This window comes from Noviherbaspirillum sp. Root189 (genome assembly GCF_001428545.1).
In the GTDB taxonomy this organism is placed as follows: domain Bacteria; phylum Pseudomonadota; class Gammaproteobacteria; order Burkholderiales; family Burkholderiaceae_D; genus Noviherbaspirillum.
In genome coordinates this window covers 279,402-297,651 of record NZ_LMHZ01000012.1, presented here as the reverse complement: position 1 = coordinate 297,651, position 18,250 = coordinate 279,402, and the positions used below count along the sequence as shown (strand labels likewise).

The window sequence follows — 18,250 nt, the reverse complement described above, 5'->3', positions numbered from 1 at the left end:
TGCTTATTTGGAGGCTTTTTGGATGGCTTGCTGCGCAATTCTTTTTGCTTCCTGTTTATACGGGCGCAGAAAAAGAATGATGCAAACAAAAAATACGCAGACCAGTGCGACCTCTACCCAACCCAGCGTAGCGGACAGGCCCTTGTCGCTCGTCGCGCGCACGATCCCTTCGGTGAAATACAACAGGATCAGCATGGAAGACCACTGCATCGTATAGATGTTCCGCTTCAGGATGCCGCGTAAGGGAAGCAGCAGCGGCAACACCTTGAGCACCATCCATGAACCGCCAGGGCGCAACGGAGCAAGCACCAGTTCCCATGCCACGCAGAGCAGGATCAGTGCGATCAGGCTGATCGTCGCACCAAAGTAACACCCTTGCTGGAAGCGAGTCTGCATCAGACACCCCTCAATCGAACAGTGGTTTCGGCAAGACGCTTACCGAGGGCGATAGTCAGAATGCGCGTGTCGTCCGAGATGTCGTTAGCGCCGTCGGCACCCGACCAGTGACTGGCCCCATAGGGTGTTCCGCCGCTGCTGGTCGTCATCAGCTGAGGATGGGTATAAGGCACGCCCATGACGAGCATGCCGTGATGCAGCAGCGGGATCATCATCGACAGCAGGGTTGATTCCTGTCCGCCGTGCAGACTGCCCGTCGAGGTGAAGACGCAGGCGGGTTTGCCCGTCAGAGCGCCGGACAACCATTGCGTCGATGTGCCGTCAAGAAAATACTTCATGGCAGCGGCCATGTTGCCGAAGCGGGTAGGCGATCCCAGCGCAAGGCCGGCGCATTCCTCCAGGTCACGCTGGTCCGCGTACGGAGCGCCGTCGGCCGGAATGTCGGATTCGGTGGCTTCGGTCACGGTCGACACGGCCGGCACGGTACGCAACCGGGCTTCGCAGCCGCGCACACTCTCGATACCCTGCGCAATCAGCTCTGCCAGTTTGCGGGTCGATCCATGCCGGGAATAATATAAAACGAGGATAGGAAGGTCAGGCGAATTCATGCTTGGTATTATAGGATGGTTTCCAAGCGCCCAGACACGAATGCCACAACCGCAACCAGTCAGACGGATTTTTCCGTTCAACCTTCAGATCTTCCGGAATTTTCCGGTGGATGACGTGCGCGGTTTGTTCCAGTTTGCCCGTCGTCGTCTCCATGAAGAGCGTCTGCCTCAGGTCGCCGGCAGTCTTACCTTTACGACGGTGCTGGCACTGGTGCCGGTGTTTGCCATCGCATTCGCGATCTTTACGACATTTCCCTTGTTCAACACCTTTCGTGCCGGGCTGGAGGCCTATTTCATCAAGAGCCTGATGCCCAAGGGGATTGCCAATAACATTCTAGGCTACCTCAACCAGTTCGCCAGCAAGGCGACGCGGCTCTCCGCCATCGGCGCTGTCGGCCTGATCCTGACCGCGGTCGTGATGATGCTGACCATCGACCGGGCGTTCAATCATATCTGGCGCGTCAAGACGCCACGGCCCATCTCCCAGAGGCTGGTAATCTATTGGGCGATCGTTACCCTTGGGCCATTGCTGATCGGCGCGTCGATCACTTTTACGTCCGACTTGTTCAGTGCGACGAATGGCTTTGTCGTCAGTTTTCCGCTGATCGGCGCAACCTTTTATACCATCCTCTCGGTCCTCCTGACCATGGGGGCATTCACACTGCTGTACCTTGCTGTGCCGAACCGTTTCGTCGACTGGCGCGATGCAGCCTGCGGCGGATTGCTTGCTGCGACTGCGTTTGAAATTGCCAAGCGGGTCTTCGTCATTTTCATTACCAAGTTTCCCGCCTATACCGTTTTGTATGGCGCGCTGGCCGCCGTGCCGATCTTCCTGTTGTGGATTTATGTGTCGTGGATGATTACCCTGATGGGAGGCGTGCTGGCTGCGGCCTTGCCGATCGTGAAATATGAGCGATGGTGGCACATTCCCACGCCGGGAAGTGCCTTCATCGACGCCATGTCCATCCTGACGGTTTTGCATGATGCGAGGTCGAATAGCCAGAATGCGGCAGTTGACGCCCGAACGCTGCGCGCACTGACGCGCCTGGGTTTCGATGAGTCGGAATCGCTGCTTCAACAGATGCTCGATGCCGGCTGGGTAGGTCGCATCAAGGCGGAATTACCGCGGCGGGTACGAATCGGCAAGCGGATAGCCGAGGGCCTCGATACCTGGGTCTTGTTGGCCAATCCCGCGCAGCTGCGGGTAGCGGATGTGTATCGCCTGTTCGTCTTCAATACAGGCGCAAATGCAGTCCTGGCAAAGCAGGTGGAGACTGCGGTTGAGCAGGGTTTGCACACCAGCCTTGCCGACTATTTCGTATCGGGCAAGGTCGGTGCCGCTACCGCCTGATGCCTCTCAAACATAAGCTAGAACGACGCCTGCCCAGTCAGCATCTGCCAATACATCACCCAATCCCCCATGAAAGAATAAATGGGATGTTTGAAGGTTGCCGGCTGGTTTTTTTCAAAAGCGAAATGCCCGACCCAGGCGAAGCCGTATCCGGACACCAGCGCGGCGAGCAGCCACCACCAGTTGCCTGTAAGTAGCAGGGCGCCTAAAAAAAACAGGGAAAGAGTGGAACCGACGAAGTGCAATTCCCGGCAAGTGCGGTTGGAATGCTCAGCGAGATAGACCGGATAGAATTCCGCAAAGGATGCGTACTCACGCTGCATGACACTGGCCATAACGTTTCTCCTGGCAATAGACATACTTCAGAGTAGTCCGGGACTGGTATGGACGCAACCTAAATTCTCTGCACCAATATTGGCTGCTTTTTTTTTGTGACATCGGCATTCACTTCAGCTTCTTCAGTTTCCCGATCGGCACGATACGACTGAGGAAAAAATAAACTTCAGCCGGTGGCGCAATCAAGAGAATTTTAGACGGCGCCAAACCGCCTACCATGCTCGGCAAATCCCACTACCGAAGCGCTCAAGCGGATCCGGACAATGAAAGATCGAAAGCCCATCCCATCAACCAATGAAAGACAATATGAAACAAAGCGCTGAGGAAACCGTCACCGCGCTTGCCACTGGTGATTTCACAGACCTTGCCGACAGGTTCGCCAACGCCGGTATGTCCGTCAGGATGCCTTCACGGGGAATCCTGCAGCTTTTCGCATCGGCTGGCATGGGTTCCCGTCCGCGCATCCTGTTGTCCGTCGGTGTGCATGGCGATGAGACCGCGCCGCTGGAAATGCTGGGTCACATCCTTCACGAGTTTGCCGGCGCACCACGCCGCCTGGGTGTGGACCTCATGATCGTGGTCGGTAATCTCGCCGCGGTTGCCGCCGGCAAGCGCTACATCGACGCTGATCTGAACCGCCTGTTTCGCGTAGAGCGCGCTGATTTACAAGGGACCGCCGAAGCGGAACGCGCGGACCAGATCATGCGCGCTACGGCTTCGTTCTTCAGCACTCCGGATGCAGACAAGTGGCATCTCGACCTGCACACCGCGATTCGCGCCTCGCATTACTCGACCTTCGCCGTCGTGCCGGCAGGGATACCCGAACGGAATCGCGATGCCTTGCTCGGCTGGCTAGGCAAGGCGGCAATCGAGGCTGTCATCCTGAGCCCCTCGTCGGCCGGGACCTACAGTGCCTATACGGCGGAGCGACATGGCGCGAGCAGTGCCACGCTTGAACTTGGCCAGGTGGCGGCGCTGGGCAGTAATGACTTGAGTCGTTTTGCAGACACGGCCACTGCGCTGACGCGCTTCTTGTCCAGCGGCATTCCGGACAATGCCAGTTCACCCGCAATATTCCGGGTGAAGCAGGAGCTGATCAAGCGCAGCGATGCATTCAGCATGAGTTTCGACCAAAACACGAAAAACTTCACGCCATTGCAGCCGGGTGAATTGATAGCCCGCGACACCGGCATTGAATACACGGTAGGCGAGGCAACCGAATACGTGGTGTTTCCCAACCCCAGTGTTCGCGCGGGCTTCAGGGCGGGATTGATGGTGGTCAGGGAGAGCTAGATTGCCGCATTTTCTGGCGCCGACACTGCTCGATCGCATCGACCACTTTGACCGCATTGAACGGTTTGACGACGAAGCTGGCGGCACCGGCCTGTAAAGCAGCCTGCACATTCTCCAGCGTCGGAACTGCGCTGACGATGATGATGCCGACATCCGGCGTGCGATCCACGATACGCCGGGCAGCTTCATGACCGGTCATGCGCGGCATCTGTATATCGAGGAAGGCAATATCCGGCTTGTGCATCTCGCACATGTCGACCGCCTTTTCGCCATCATGCGCTTCGCCAACGACTTGATGTCCGTGTTCCTGCAGCAGCAATCTCAACACGCTGCAGGTTGTACTGTCGTCGTCCGCAATCACGATCCTGAATGGTTTTTGCAGGGGTGTCATCGGCGTTCCTTATCCGAGCAGGGTGTACAGCTTGCTGCTCACCCGGGCATATTCAGTGTCGATAATCGATAAGCGGTTCGCAAGATCTTCGGGCAGGCCAGTCTTTGCCGCTGCTTCCAGTTCGCTGCACAACGCCGAGAGCCGTATCGCTCCGATCGACGCACTGCTGCCGGCAAACGCATGCGCCACCTTGGCGGTAATCTGTGCGTCACGATTATCAGCGGCGTGGCGCAAAGCCTGGATGCGGGGAGGGCTGTCGTTGAGGTAGAGCGTCGCAAGTTCGGCAAAGTCAGCGCCAAACATTTCCCGAATGGCTTCCAGCTCGTCGCCGGCAACGTCGGACGATACAATATCTGCTTGCAATGCGCGCGGCATCCAGCGAGCCAGCATATCCCTGAGCGTCTGCGGACGGATCGGCTTGGACAGAAAATCATTCATGCCCGCCGCCGAGCATTTGTCGCGCTCTTCCTCCGTGGTGCAGGCGGTCAGCGCAATGACCGGCACATGCTTGGCCGAACCTTCCAGCCGGCGAATCTGTCCTGTTGCCTCATAACCATCCAGCTGCGGCATGTCGCAATCCATCAGAATCAGGTCATAGTGCCGGGTCCTATGCATGTCGACCGCTTCGTGGCCGTTGAGCGCGAGGTCGACCTTGCAGCCGATCTTTTCAAGCATGCGCATGGCTACTTGCTGATTGACCAGATTGTCGTCGGCAACCAGCACGCGTTTGCCTTGCAGGTTTTCGGCACTTTGCTCGGTATCCTTGCCGCTGGCGTCCGATGTCGCGGGAATCTGCCGCGTCGCCAGACCGGCAAGCCGGAAAACTGCATTCATCAAGGCAATCGGCGTCATCGACGGCATGATGACGGCATCAAACCCCTCGCGCAAAAGTCGGTAAGTCTCCGGTCCTGCCGTATCGGCAAGGATGCCCAGGCCACAGTGCGCATAAGACGCGTCATTGCGAACAGCAGTCGCCAGCATGTCGGCCTGCATGCCGCCGACCGTGCGTTCGAGCATCACGATCCGATACGGCGCATGCTTGTCAGCTGCGGCACGCAAAGCCTCAAGACCTTCCATTACCGAAGTCGCGGTGTCGACCTGCATGCCTTCCGCGGCAAGCGATGCAAGCACAGGCTGCCACCTCTCTGGCGTATCGGCCAGCACCAGCATCCGTAATCCCGCAATTGCGGCAGTCGCCAGCGGAATGTCGAGCAGCAAGCGAAAGTTGGCCCCAAGGCGCGGCGAGCAATCGACGCTCACGCTGCCGCCCATCAATCGCGCAAGCCGTACGCACAGCGCGAGTTCGACGGCGTTTTTGCCGTGCACCTTGAGTGCCGCAATGCCGGTCAGCAGTGGCTGGTTCAACGCCGATGTCAATTGTTCGCCGGCTTCCGACGGGCCGCTGGCATGCACCGCCATCCTGAGTTTCCCCATGCCGGCGTCGACTTGCAATTCCGTACCGACCCGGATCTCGCCGTGTTCGGCAACCCGGATCGCGGTATCGATCAGGATGCCAACCACTTGGCGTAACCGTACCGGATCGCCGATCAGCAAGGCTGTCTGTGGATAAGCGATGGTCAGTCGCAAGCCTTTCTCTTCAGCCGCAGAAGCCTTGTCGGCACAGGCTTGCTGTATTTCGCTCAGGAGATCGAAGGGAAGCTGGGTCAGGCTGAACTGATTGGATTCCAGCAGCGAAAGGTCAACGATGCGTTCGATGACCTGCAGCAGCGTATCGACACTGTTCTGGGCAATCCGCGCATACTCATGCTGCGCGGCGGTCAGGCCGGTTTCGAGCAGCAATTCCAGCATGCCGACAATCCCGTTCATCGATGTGCGGATGTCGTGGTTCATATCGGCGAGCAGGCTGCCCATGGAAAGGGCGCTGGTACCGGCAGCAGGCGTTGCTGCTGCATTGGTATTTGCAGTCGCGGACAAAGGCATTGCAGAGGAGGGGCTGTCTTGTTCTTGCTGCACGTTCGGTCCTGATGGGCTGTAATCGGTTGTGGAGTGGCGCCGGCAAATGGCTGTTTTCCTGAAGCGGCTACTGTAATACGATTTGCCCGAGCCTGTCTTCCCGTCTCTATGGAATCCATTTCCCTGAAATGGCTCGGAAATCCGTCTCTTTTCCACCACTGGTTTTTCTTCCGGAGCTTGATAATGCATGGTATGAAATTCCGGCCAATGGCATAACAAGAATCTCGCCGGAATCCCTACCCAGCGGGAGCGGAAAGATGGACACCAATCAGGCATTGCGCAACACACTCAAGCTGCAAGACGATGGTCCGGAGGTGGATGTGGAGGTGGAGGTGGAAAGGACGGCGGCGGGTAACCGGGATAACGAAGAGCGTGCCGTCAGCGCTGACCTGCGCAATGGAGGAGTCGACCTTAAAGCGATCCGCGAGGCAATTGCAAGGGTAGAAGCGGAAGCCAAGGCGACGGTCGCAACCGAAAACCGCTCCCACGCAGAGGCACGCGCCCGTGCACTGGCGGAAGAACACGCACGTATCGAAGCGGCCGCTGCGGCCGAGGCTTACCAGAACGCCAAGGCATCCGAAGAAGCAATTGAAGCCAGCCGTGCTCGCTACGATGCCGAACGTCAAGCGCGCGAAGCCAGCGAAGCGCGTGCCGCGGCGGTCAAGCGCGAAACCGAAGAATTGCGCGCACGTGCCGAAGTCGATGCGCAAGCGCGGCGCGTCGCCGACGAGCGTGCCCGTGCGGAACGTGAAGCCCGCGAGCGCTCGGCCGAACATATCGCCACCCAATCCCAGCTTGTCGCCCGAGTGGCTGCGGCTGCTGAAGAACTTGCACAGGAAACTGAACTGGCTCGCTGGCAAGCCGTACAACGGATTGCCGCGACCGAAGCCGCTCGCCAGGAAGCCGAAGCCCGTGCACGGGCTGATGCGCGCATCGCCGATCTGGCGCGCGAGCAGGAGCGCCGCGAAAAAGCAGCCCGACAGTCCGCCGAAATGCTGGCCCAGGCACGCAGCGAGGCACTCGACGTCGCTCGTGAACGTGAACGCGCCGAAGCCATGGCACTGCAAGCCGCGCTGAGCCGTACACCAGCCGAAGTTCGAGCCCGTGAGGAAGCTCGCGCCCGCGCACTGACCGAACAGGAAAAGGAAGCCGCTGCGCTGGCCCGCATCGAGCTCGAACGCAAGACAACCGAAGCGCTGCATGTGCGCCTGCAGGCCGAAGCTGAAATGCGCGACGCCGCCGCACGCCGCGAACACGCCGAAGCAACAGCTACGGTAGCCGCACAGGCGCGCCGCGAAGCGGAAGAGCGCATCCTTGCTGCCACCGAAGCGCGCATCCGGACTGAACGCGAACTGCAGCAGATGGCCCTGACCCGTGTCGAAGCCGAACATCAGGCCGACTTGCAGGCGCGTAACCGCATCGAAGCGGAAGCGCGCGCCGTGCAGGAAGCACGCGAACGCGCCGAAGCGGAGCAAGCCATTACCAATGCCGCGCAGGTACGCAGCGCTGAAGAGCAACGCGCCCGCCAGCTGGCCGATCGCCGCGTCGAACTGGAGCGTGCCGCGGCGAGGATGGCAGCCGAGCAGGCCGACTCCGAACGGCAGGCTATGCTGCGTGCCGCCGAGCGTGCTGAACTACAGCGCCAGACGGCGGAACTTGCGGCCCAAAAGGCATGCGAGGCGATGGAGCAGGCGCGGCTAGAACGAGAACGCGCCGATGCTGAACAGCAGGCCGCGGCCGCCTTTCAGGAAAAACTGAAGGCCGAAGAAGCCGCGATCTCCCAAGCCAAAGCCCGAGCCGACGCCGAGCAGCAGCACACCGGCCTGCTTCGCATGCAGGAACAGACTGACCACGCCGCACGCTTGGCGAAAGAAGAAGAATGCGTAGCCGCGCGGATGGCGTTGGCCAAGGCGCTTGAGCGTGCCGACACACAACGCGAAACCGCTGAAGCCGCACTGCAAAAAGCGCGTGAGGCCGTCGAACTGGCGCGCCTGGAGCGCCAGCGCGCAAAGGACGAACAGCAGGCGCTGGCTGCCATGCAGCAAAAGGTGGCGCTCGAGCAGAAGCGCGCCGAAGCCGCCCGCCAGGCGCTGGAAGCTGCTCGGCAAAAGCTGGCTGCAGAGCAAGCCGCGTTGGCTGAAGCCGAGGCACGCAGGCATGCCGAGCAGGAAGAAGCCGACGCCCTGCGCGCCAGGGAAGAAGCCGATCGTGCGGCCCGCGCCGCGGCGGAGGCCGAGTCCACCGCCGTCCGGCATACCGCTGAACAGCTCCGCGCCGCCACTGAATTGAAGCGCAAGGCAGCGCTGGCGGCGTTGCTCAAGGCACGCGAAGCCACTGAACTGGCGCGCATTGAGCGGGAACGCGTCGATGCGGAGCACAAGGCGCTGCAGGCCGTCCAGGAAAAGCGCCAGGCGGAAGAAGCCGCCCTTGCCGAAACCGAAGCCCGCATGCGCGCCGAACAAGAGCATGCACAGCTGTTGCAGGCACGTGAACGCGAAGAGCAGGAAACCCGCAAGGCGCTCGAAGCAAAATGCACTGCGGAAAAGCTGAAGATCGAACATGCCGCGCAACAGGCGGAAGCCGAACGTCAGGCTGCGGACACCGCCGAACGGCAGGCACGCGAAGCCATTGCTCTGGCGCGCACGGCCGCCGAGCGTTCCCAGGCGGAGCAGCAGGCACTCGACGCCATTCAGAAAAAGCGCGTCTCCGAGCAGTCTGCCCTTGACTATGCGGCGGCACGCGCCCGTGCTGAAACCGAACATGCGCAACTGATGCGCTCGCGCGAACTCGCCGAACAGGCGCAACGCGATGCCATCGAGACAAAACGCCTTGCCGAACAACAGCAGCTGCAAGCCGCTGAACAACAAGCCCTGCACGCCCGCCACGCAGCCGAAGCAGCGGAAGCCAAAGCTGCCGAAGCCAGCGAGTTAGCCCGTGCAGAGCAGGCTCGCGCCGATGCTGAGCAGCGGGCCCTTGAAGTGGTACGCCAGACACTTGCCGCCGAACAGGCTGCCCAGGCAGACGCAGAGACGCGTGCCCGGGTTGAGCAGGAGCACACCGAGGTCGTGCGTGCACGCGAACAGGCTGAGCGTTCCGCACGTCAGGCCATCGAAGCGCAGCTGACCGCGGAAAAGCACTTGATGCAGCAGGCTGCCGAACGTGCCGAACTGGAGCGCAAGGCCGCCTATGCCGCCCTCGGCAAGGTGCGCGAAGCCATTGAACTGGCGCGTGTCCAGAAGGAGCGTGCCGCGGCCGAACAGCAGGCACTGGAAGCCATCCAGCGCAAACTTTCTTCCGAACGTCAATTGCATCAGGAGGCCGAAGCGCGGACTAGGGCCGAAGCGGAACAGACCGCGACGCTGGCCGCGCGTGGAGTCGCCGAGCGCGCTGCGCGTGAAGCCCTTGAAGCGAAGAACGCGGCCGACAAGATCGAACTCGACAGCGCTATCAAGCAAGCCGAGTCACAGCGCAAGACTGCCGAACTCGCGATCGCCCGCGCCCGTGAGGCCGTTACCCTTGCCACCGCCGAGCGCGAGCGTGCCAACGCCGAGAAAAAAACATTCGACACGCTCAAGCAAAAGCTTCAGCTGGAACATGAACGCATCGCCGCCGAGCAGCAAGCGCTCGCTGCCATCGAAGAAAAACTTGTGTCGGAAAGGCGACTGCATGCGGACGCCACTGCTTGCGCTCATGTCGAAGCTGAACAGACCGCTGTCACCCGTGCACGCGAAGACGCCGCGCGCAGGGCAAGGACAGCCGCCGAAGCCCGCCTTGCGGCAGAGAAGGTTTTTCTCGATAAATCGACTGAGCAAGCACGCTTGCAGTTGGAAGCCGCCGATGCCGTCGAAGCGAAAGCACGCGAAGCAATTGAACTGGCGCGCCTGGAAAGCGCGCGTGCCAAGGCCGAGCAGCAGGCACTGGAAGCGATCCGGGAACGTGTGCGCGCTGAGCAGATCGCTCATGACGAGGCCGAACAGCGCGCTGTGGCCGAGCGTGAAGCTGCCGAACTGGCCGCTCAGCGCATGGGCGCGCAAATCGAAGCGCACGCGGCCGAACAATTGCGTGTCGACGCTGAACGCCGGGCCCTGGAAGCAGCGCGGCGCCAGAAGGAATACGCTGACGCCAGTGCCGAGCAGGCCGAAGCGCTGCAGCAGCAATGCGAGCAAGGCCGCGTCGAAGCGGAAGCAATTGCAAAAGACCTGATCGGCCGCATGCGCAGCGATAAGGAAAAGACCGATGCGTGGACCATGCGGGCCAAGGCCCTCATCGCTGATTCGCCAGTACTAGCGGTACGCCACCCCGGTATTCGCAGGCCGGTGGCGGCATTGATCGGCGGCGTAGCCTTCGCTGCGGGTATTGGCGTGACGGTTGCCACCGGCTGGCATACCGAGTTCGCCGACGTGGGCAGTGCTTCCCGCGCTACATCGAGCGGCCCCGTGGCCTCCGCTTCACCTGTAACGGCAGACGGGGCTACGGCGGCAATGCCAGTGGCACCGTCCGGGCTGCAAATGACCTATATATTGAGTCCGTCCAGCAGCGTGCCTGATCAGGCACGAGCCAAATCCGCGAAATAAGCGATGCAGGCTGTAGCGTGGCATGGCAGGAAAACCTGCCACGCTAGTTTGCATCTTGTCTCGCCGCCAAGAGTGGAGTAGACGCCTATCCGCATGCACCAAACATTTCTTGTTTTTCGTGCCGCCTCCAAATAGCGTATTGCCTTTCTGAGGGGTAGAATGCCGCCGTTCAGCAGGATGAAGGTGCTGTTGGTGCTTCTTGGTGCTTCTTGCTGCTTTGTCAAATACCGTCGGCACGCGCCGTCGGTCCCTGTTGTCGTGAAATCCGCTTTAAGTTGCTTCCGGTGAACTCTTGTATCGCTGCGGCCTTTTTTGCTGCAAAATAACACCCATTCAAACCATGACATCTTTGTCCCGCCGCATGTTTACCAATCATTTGCGTCCTGTCATCTACAAAACCGTCGCGGTCGCCGGCTTGATGGCTGCACTGGCGGTTCCGGCATTCGCCGATGATATTGCCGATGTCGGCAAACTGATGCGCGGCGGTCAATACGAGGAAGCACTGAGCAAGGCCAATGTCTTCCTGAGCAAAAATCCGCGTGATGCACAAATGCGGTTTTTGAAGGGTGTGATCCTCACTGAGCAAAACAAGTCGGCCGAAGCGATTACCGTATTTTCGCGCCTGACCGAAGACTACCCAACCCTGCCGGAGCCGTATAACAACCTCGCCGTGCTGTACGCAGCGGCAGGGCAATACGACAAGGCACGCACGGCACTGGACTCGGCGATCAGGACCAATCCAAGTTACGCCACTGCTTATGAGAACCTCGGCGACGTGCATGCCAAGCTGGCAAGCCAGGCATACGACAAGGCGCTGCAGTTCGATTCAGGTAATTCCGCCGCTAAATCCAAACTGACGCTGGTACGTTCGCTGGTCGGCAACAGCAATGGCAGTACGCAAGCCAATGCCAACATAAATGCCGGCAACAACGGCAACAACGGCAACAATACCAAGGTTGCGGCTGCACCGGCGCCAGTGCCAACTCCGGCACCGGTCAGAGCGCCAGATCCGGTTGTCGCTGCGCCGGTCAAGCCAGCTCCCGCACCGGTCGCGGTCGCCAAGCCTGCGCCGCCCGAACAAGTCGCCGTAGCCAAGCCCGCGACGAAACCCGCGTCCAAGCCTTCGGCCGAGAATGCCGAGCGCGACGAGGTCATGGACACGGTGAACGACTGGGCCAAGTCCTGGAGCTCGCAGGATGTCAAGTCTTACCTGAATGCCTATAGTTCCGACTTCCAAGTGCCGAACGGCCAGCAGCGTAAAGCGTGGGAAGAGGAACGCCGCAGTCGTATCGTGGGCAAGGGCCGGATCAACGTCAAGGTCGAGAAGCCGCAAGTTGCCATTATTGGCAATACGGCCACAGTCAAATTCCACCAGGTCTATGTTTCCGATCGCCTGACCGCCAATACACGCAAGATCCTGGTCTTGAATAAGCAGGGTGGAAAATGGAAGATCAAGCAGGAGAGTACGGGTAGCTGATGTTGTGCCTTCAACTTACCATGCGTCCATCGTCTACCGGCCGCAAGCGTCTCTGGTATGTCGGGCTGTCCTGCCTGCTCGCGGCCGGGGCATCGATTTCGTCCGGTGCCGTGGCAGGCAACCCACCGGTGCGCGCACAAACAAAGGCTGCCGCACAAGTGGTGGCGAGCAAGCCCGACCCCGAAGTATTGCTGATCGATGTCTACAAGGAACTCGGCGCCAACCATTTGCGCTCAGCGCTTGAGAAAGCCGATCGCCTCGTTGCGGCGTATCCCAATTTCCGTCTGGGCCACCTGATCCGCGGCGACCTGCTTTTGATGCATACGCGGCCCGTCACTACACTGGGGGCGGTCGAGGGGCCTGAAGACAAGCTCAAGAACCTGCGTGAAGAAGCGATGGTTCGCCTGCGCTCCCTGCGCGAGCGTCCGGACGCCGGTATGTTGCCGCGTCAGGTGCTGCAGCTTCGCGATGACCAGAAGCACGTGCTTCTGGTGGATGCCAGGCGTTCACGCCTCTATGTTTATGAGCACCACGCCGGTCAGCTCAAACTGGTAACCGACTACTACGTCAGCCAAGGCAAGCTGGGCGTCAACAAACTGAAGACAGGGGACCAGAAAACGCCGGTCGGTGTGTACTACATCACGAGCCACCTTGCGGGCTCGCGCCTGCCGGATTTCTACGGTTCTGGCGCACTGCCGATCAACTACCCCAATGAGTGGGACAAGCTCAACGGCCGCAGCGGTTCCGGCATCTGGCTGCATGGCACGCCTTCGGACAGCTTCAGCCGTCCGCCTCTCTCGTCCGACGGTTGCGTTGTACTGACCAATCCAGACCTCTACAGGCTCGCGAATTCGGTGGAAATCGGGAAAACCCCAATCGTGATCAGCGAAAGCATCGACTTTGTCAACAAGGCGAAATGGGAGAACGATCGCAACATTGCGATACGCCTGGTCGATAACTGGCGGCGTGATGTGGAAAGCCTGAACCCGTCGCGGGTCGCTTCTCAATATTCACGCCAGTTCAAGTCTGATCAAGGCGAAGATGTCGACACCTGGCTTGCCAAGCATCGGAAATCACTCGGCACAATCACCGAACTATCTATCAAGCTACGCGATGTCACCCACTTCTTTTATCCCGGTCGCGACGACATGATCGTGAGTACCTTTACCCAGGATGCACAAATGGGTAAGGCCAAGACATCGCTGCGAAAACGGCAGTACTGGGCGAAGGAAGGTGCCCAATGGAAGATTATTTACGAGCTGAACCTGTAGTCCGAAAAATGGGAGGGAGCAGTTTTGCTGCCATCCGGCAAGCTTTCCTTTCCCAATGATCTTCCTCAACAAGCTTTCACTTAATCGATTAAATCGATAGCGAATGGCGCTGCCCGGCGCTAAGGTGTTGAACCACTGTTGCCTCCAGTTGTCTTTGTGAATATACGCAACCGATTCATCAGACCCGGCCGCTATGCGATACCGATATTGCAGGGCAGAACATCCCGGCTTTGTCAGGATTTGCTCCTCACGCAATAAGCCCACCTCCTCGAGCGACTTGCCGTCGCGTTCTGCGCATTCACACAGTTTCACGGGGCCGGTCCGGGGAGAGCACGCGGCAACGGTGGTCGCTATAGCCCGACCTGATTATGCCAAACTACTCCGGAGGACCCGCTACTTGACCGGCTTTACCCCACCACCATCATCGACCGATCCTGATCGCCGAAACACCGGCCCGGCGATGCATGCTGGCGCGCAGACACGGATCGAACCGGCTGCTGATGGCGCGAGCGATCCCCAGGGTACGTCGCAGGTCAATCCAGCCTACGAGCAATTCCAGCGTGAATACGCGGAACGTTATGCAAGGTACGAACAACCCAATGTGCCACGTCGCCGCCTGCCGCGCCTTGCTTATATGGCGATGGTCTTTGTCGTCGGTGCCAGTGTCGGCCTCGGATCCGCATGGTGGGTCGGCCACCAGTCCAGCACGAGGGCCCAGAGCGTTCCTGGAATCAGCAGTAGCAAGCCGTTGCTGCCTCCGCTGGCCGAAGCCCGCAAACTGACAACGCCAGGACACGGCACCGGAGTCCGCGGCATCAGCCGCAGTGAGCTTCCCTATGATGGCGCGCCGCCGCCGGATGATGCAGACGATCTGCCGGCTGTTACCCCTCCGCTCGCGTCGGCAAGCAGCCAGCGCTCAAGCCCGGTCGTGAACTCATCCGGCAACAGTGCGGATGAAATGGATTTGCCATCGGTGCCGCAGTCCCAGTCCCCGCAGTCCTCGCAGTCCTCGATTGGCACATCCGTAGAATCGACCACACCGAGCCGTCAGGAAGTACCGACATCTCAGGTCGCCAAGTCCGCTGTAACAGCGGAAAAAGACGCGCCGCCGGCAATGGACGGCAAGGAAGAAGCCCAGTCCGCGAAGTCCGATCCAAAGCCTTCCATCGCTCCGCCAAAGCGAAAAGTTGAACCGAAAGTCGCCAAGAATCTTGAGATTGAGCGGATTCGCCAGCAGGCCGAAGAGGAGCTAAAAAAAAAGACCGAGGCTAAGCGACGCATAGAAGAGGCTCGAGTGGCAAAGAAATCAAACGGGTCAGGCTCGAATGCCTCCAGTGGGTCAAGCAATTCAACCACTGCCACGGCGCGCTCTGGCGGTGAAGGGCTTTTGCCCAAGGTGCACGGCACCCAAGTCATGCTGGCACGTTGCGAGCGAGCCTCCAACATCTTCGTGCGCGAGCAATGCAAATGGAAGCTTTGTAACGGCATGTGGGGCCGCAACGGTTGTCCGTCATATACCAAGCCAGCCGGCAACAACGCTTACTAAATACAGCTCAGTAATCACAGCTCAGTCAGCTGTCGGCTTCTGCGCGCGCTTTATCCGCGCTTTATTGCAGTAAGCACGTTGCAAACCGGCCGCAGTGATCTGCTTCGAAAAGCGTTAACCATAAGCCGGGCATCCCTCCTCAATTCCACCTTCCACCTTCCACCTTCCACCTTCCACCTTCCACCATCACGCGCAGACCTTAGTTATCCCGCTCAGCTACAAAGTAGGTACAAAAGTTAGAACAAGGTTTGAACGGAGGTAAATACTAAGTGGCAATCAATGCTGCTTCGTTCCAACATTGTTCAAATAAAAATTTGCCCTGTGGAAAATAAGTTGTACTATGTTGGAACGTACTGTTAAAGGGATTTCTATGAAGACTGCAATCCGCAAGATGGGTAATTCGCAAGGGGTGCTTATCCCCAAGCCGTTCTTGTTGCAGACCGGTCTTGATATCGGCGAGGTAGAGATCGAAGTCGAAAACGACACGATCATCATTCGCAAGCCGAAGAAGAAGTCCCGCGAAGGATGGGCGCAGGCCTGCCAGAAGATCGCCGCGAGCAATGCCGAGCAGGCGATTGCATGGCCTCTGATCACCAATGAACAGGACGCTGGATTTACATGGTAAAGCGGGCAGAGGTTTGGCTGGTCGACTATGAGAAGCCGATCGGCAGCGTGACGCAGCAACGCTGGCCGTGCGTCGTGGTCTCGCCGGAAGAAATGGACGAGTACCTGAGCACGCTCATCCTTGCTCCCATGAGCACGCATGACATGCCGGCACCTTTCCGTATCCCCGTGAACTTCATGGGCAAGCAGGGCCAGATCCTGCTGGATCAGATCTGCACGATGGAAAAGGCGCGACTGATCCGGAAGCTGGGCGTGATCGGCGACGACACCATGGGCAAGACACTCGAAGTATTACAAGAAGTTTTCGCTTATTAAAGTAAGGACCGAACTCACATGGCTAACGATTACCTGTCCGAGATCCGCGATGTCAATCTGAGCTACCTGATGATTGCGCAACAGATGATTCGCGATGATCGCGCCGAGGCTATTTTCCGTCTCGGTATCAGTGGCGAGATCGCTGACCTGATTGCCGGCATGAGCAACGCCCAGGTCCTGAAAATGGCGAGCTGCAACGTCATGCTGTCCCGCTTCCGCTTCAACGACACCGCGATCCTGTCCACGCTGCTGCGCGACAAGGCAGGCGCCTCCAACGCTCCGGTCCACGCCTCCATCATCATGGCGTCGCAGGCCCCGGAAGCGATGGTCTGAAAACCGAAAGACCTTCGGCGTGACGCGCGATCGATGCAATGTGATGAGCTTCATGACTGTCCGTTCCTCCTCGGGCGCGGACAGCACGTTCTCCATTGGTACTATCCGCATCACTAACATCAAGGCAAGTATCAAGGCAAGCACGCTCCGTTATTCTTCAAATGGAGCACACTGATATGCAGGCCCTCGATATTCTCGACAGCCCGCTGCAGTGGGAAACCGAACGACAGAACCGCATCCACAAGGAAGCGCTGGAGCTGCGTAGAAAACAGGCACGCGACGAGCCTATGCGCAATGAAACCGCCGCCGATGATCCTGCTTCTCCCATCATCCGTGCCGCACAGTTTTCTAAAGCCGCTGTGGTAGACGCCGCTTCGTTGCGCAGCGAATGGATCGATAAGGTGCTCCGCATCCCGCGCATGCGCTCCGCCCTGATCCCGCTCGATGACGAAAAGGAAGGCGCGGAGTGGAGCAAACCTTTTTCCTTATTGAAGGCGGACATCGAACCGCTCGCGTCCTTCTTCAGCGGCTACAGGCAGTCACGCCTGTTCATGGATGGCGGTGATGCCGAACCGCAACTCGACTTCACGGTACGCGCCTTGCTCGATCTGAAAAAGGTCAGCCACAAAATCGTCCTCGATCCGCCCGTGCAGATCGACGCACAAATCGAATTCCACAATCTTGAAGAAGAACTATGCGATTGCCGCGACCATGTACGCGCACGCAACCTCATCAAGTTTGCACAGAACGTTCATGACAAGCAGTTGGAACAAGCAGTCGTTCGCGGCCGTGAGATGGGCAATGCACTGCATGATGCATTGATGGGCGAGGGGCACGGCAACCTGATTCATGCCTGGACGCAGAAACACAAGCGCAAGCCGACTGTGCAGGAACTGCATCTGTTGCTGACAAAGGGGAAGATTACGGCGGACAACCGTCGGCCGGCTGCGGTAGCGGCTCCGGTGATGGAGCGGTCGACGCGTCCGGTGGTCGAGATGGCACGCAAGGAAGCGCCGCCGGCCCCATGGGTTGAGCCCGTGGCGCAAGTCGTGCAGCCTAAACAGGCGGCTGTACAGCCTGTACATGCACGTCCTGTCACTGCGATACCTGATGTCGCAGGTGAGGTGGAGTCGGAAGAAGTGGCGAAGAAGGTAGCAGCCAGTCGTATTCGGCAACTTTTGATGTACGGGTTGCATGCGACGGTTGGTACTGCGGCATTGATTGCTTACGCCTGGTATTTTTAAAGATTCGCTGGCTCCAATACCAATCCCAATCCCAATCCCAACCCATCACGCAACATGACATCGCGTCTTTTTTGTCATATTACAGGTTGGAATTGGTATAAGTGCAGGTTCAAGATCATGGACCTTGCATCAATAATTTCCGCGAGATCTTTGATTGCACCTGCCTTCTTGGTTACTTCTTGTAGCGGGCGCCCCAGTCATTCCATTACTTCCAGAAAACAAAAAGCCCGGTCACATGGACCGGGCTAAGTGCTGAATTCGCTGGTGGGTCGTGAGTGGCTCGAACACTCGACCTACGGATTAAGAGTCCGCTGCTCTACCAACTGAGCTAACGACCCAACGAGGCCCGAATTATAGCAACATTTCGCTCAAGCGGAAGGGGTGCGTTATTAAATTGTTCTTCCTGCTGAAATGCAGCATTTCATCCGCAGGCATGCGCCTGCGGATGTCTTGCAGCGAGGGACTGCCGGTTGCAAAGAGAGGCCAGTTACAAAGGGCAACCATCGTCGGTTGGGCT

15 protein-coding genes and 1 tRNA gene are annotated in these 18,250 nt (G+C 59.0%); 10 read left to right on the top strand and 6 right to left on the bottom strand.

Annotation, left to right across the window (positions count from 1 at the left end):
• Positions 1-3: 3 nt before the first annotated feature.
• Complete coding sequence (locus tag ASE07_RS09215; protein WP_057290498.1) at positions 4-396, bottom strand: DUF2069 domain-containing protein; 393 nt, start codon at positions 394-396, stop codon at positions 4-6.
• A complete protein-coding gene (wrbA, locus tag ASE07_RS09210; protein WP_057290497.1) occupies positions 396-1,004 on the bottom strand; it encodes an NAD(P)H:quinone oxidoreductase in 609 nt (202 codons plus the stop codon). Before wrbA ends, ASE07_RS09215 begins: the two co-directional genes overlap by 1 nt.
• Positions 1,005-1,044: 40 nt before the next feature.
• On the opposite strand from wrbA, the gene ASE07_RS09205 reads away from it, so the two are divergent.
• Positions 1,045-2,355, top strand: a complete 1,311-nt coding sequence (locus tag ASE07_RS09205; RefSeq protein ID WP_082584050.1) for a YihY family inner membrane protein — start codon at positions 1,045-1,047, stop codon at positions 2,353-2,355.
• Between the two features lie 17 nt (positions 2,356-2,372).
• On the opposite strand, the gene ASE07_RS09200 is transcribed toward ASE07_RS09205, so the two are convergent.
• Positions 2,373-2,690: a DUF962 domain-containing protein gene (locus tag ASE07_RS09200; RefSeq protein ID WP_057290496.1), complete on the bottom strand. Its 318-nt coding sequence runs from the start codon at positions 2,688-2,690 to the stop codon at positions 2,373-2,375.
• Between the two features lie 307 nt (positions 2,691-2,997).
• Between ASE07_RS09200 and ASE07_RS09195 the strand changes: the two genes are divergently transcribed.
• A complete protein-coding gene (locus ASE07_RS09195) occupies positions 2,998-3,984 on the top strand; it encodes a succinylglutamate desuccinylase (RefSeq protein WP_057290584.1) in 987 nt (328 codons plus the stop codon).
• On the opposite strand, the gene ASE07_RS09190 is transcribed toward ASE07_RS09195, so the two are convergent.
• On the bottom strand, positions 3,971-4,375 hold the full coding sequence (locus ASE07_RS09190; RefSeq protein WP_057290495.1) for a response regulator transcription factor: 405 nt from the start codon (positions 4,373-4,375) through the stop codon (positions 3,971-3,973). The genes ASE07_RS09195 and ASE07_RS09190 overlap by 14 nt on opposite strands.
• A 9-nt stretch (positions 4,376-4,384) precedes the next feature.
• The gene (locus ASE07_RS09185) at positions 4,385-6,349 is read right to left on the bottom strand and encodes a response regulator (RefSeq protein ID WP_162256869.1); all 1,965 of its coding nucleotides are present in this window, start codon (positions 6,347-6,349) and stop codon (positions 4,385-4,387) included.
• A gap of 257 nt (positions 6,350-6,606) precedes the next feature.
• Between ASE07_RS09185 and ASE07_RS09180 the strand changes: the two genes are divergently transcribed.
• The 8 genes from ASE07_RS09180 (at position 6,607) to ASE07_RS09145 (ending at position 17,733) form a co-directional block, all read left to right on the top strand.
• Positions 6,607-10,923, top strand: a complete 4,317-nt coding sequence (locus ASE07_RS09180; RefSeq protein ID WP_057290493.1) for a hypothetical protein — start codon at positions 6,607-6,609, stop codon at positions 10,921-10,923.
• A 340-nt stretch (positions 10,924-11,263) separates the two neighbouring features.
• Positions 11,264-12,400 (top strand): tetratricopeptide repeat protein, encoded by a 1,137-nt coding sequence (locus ASE07_RS09175; RefSeq protein WP_057290492.1) that lies wholly within the window; start codon positions 11,264-11,266, stop codon positions 12,398-12,400.
• Positions 12,401-12,420: 20 nt separating this feature from the next.
• The gene (locus tag ASE07_RS09170) at positions 12,421-13,671 is read left to right on the top strand and encodes a L,D-transpeptidase family protein (protein ID WP_156396489.1); all 1,251 of its coding nucleotides are present in this window, start codon (positions 12,421-12,423) and stop codon (positions 13,669-13,671) included.
• A gap of 397 nt (positions 13,672-14,068) precedes the next feature.
• Positions 14,069-15,217 (top strand): hypothetical protein, encoded by a 1,149-nt coding sequence (locus tag ASE07_RS09165; protein ID WP_156396487.1) that lies wholly within the window; start codon positions 14,069-14,071, stop codon positions 15,215-15,217.
• A 370-nt stretch (positions 15,218-15,587) separates the two neighbouring features.
• On the top strand, positions 15,588-15,842 hold the full coding sequence (locus ASE07_RS09160) for an AbrB/MazE/SpoVT family DNA-binding domain-containing protein (protein WP_057290490.1): 255 nt from the start codon (positions 15,588-15,590) through the stop codon (positions 15,840-15,842).
• Entirely contained in the window at positions 15,836-16,156 is a 321-nt protein-coding gene (locus ASE07_RS09155) for a type II toxin-antitoxin system PemK/MazF family toxin (RefSeq protein WP_057290489.1), read from the top strand. The genes ASE07_RS09160 and ASE07_RS09155 overlap by 7 nt, the downstream gene beginning before the upstream one ends.
• An 18-nt stretch (positions 16,157-16,174) precedes the next feature.
• A complete protein-coding gene (gene flhD, locus ASE07_RS09150) occupies positions 16,175-16,489 on the top strand; it encodes a flagellar transcriptional regulator FlhD (RefSeq protein WP_057290488.1) in 315 nt (104 codons plus the stop codon).
• 176 nt (positions 16,490-16,665) lie between these two features.
• Complete coding sequence (locus ASE07_RS09145) at positions 16,666-17,733, top strand: hypothetical protein (RefSeq protein WP_057290487.1); 1,068 nt, start codon at positions 16,666-16,668, stop codon at positions 17,731-17,733.
• A gap of 262 nt (positions 17,734-17,995) precedes the next feature.
• Here the strand turns inward: ASE07_RS09145 and ASE07_RS09140 are convergent.
• Positions 17,996-18,071 (bottom strand) — tRNA-Lys (locus ASE07_RS09140).
• Positions 18,072-18,250 lie beyond the last annotated feature (179 nt).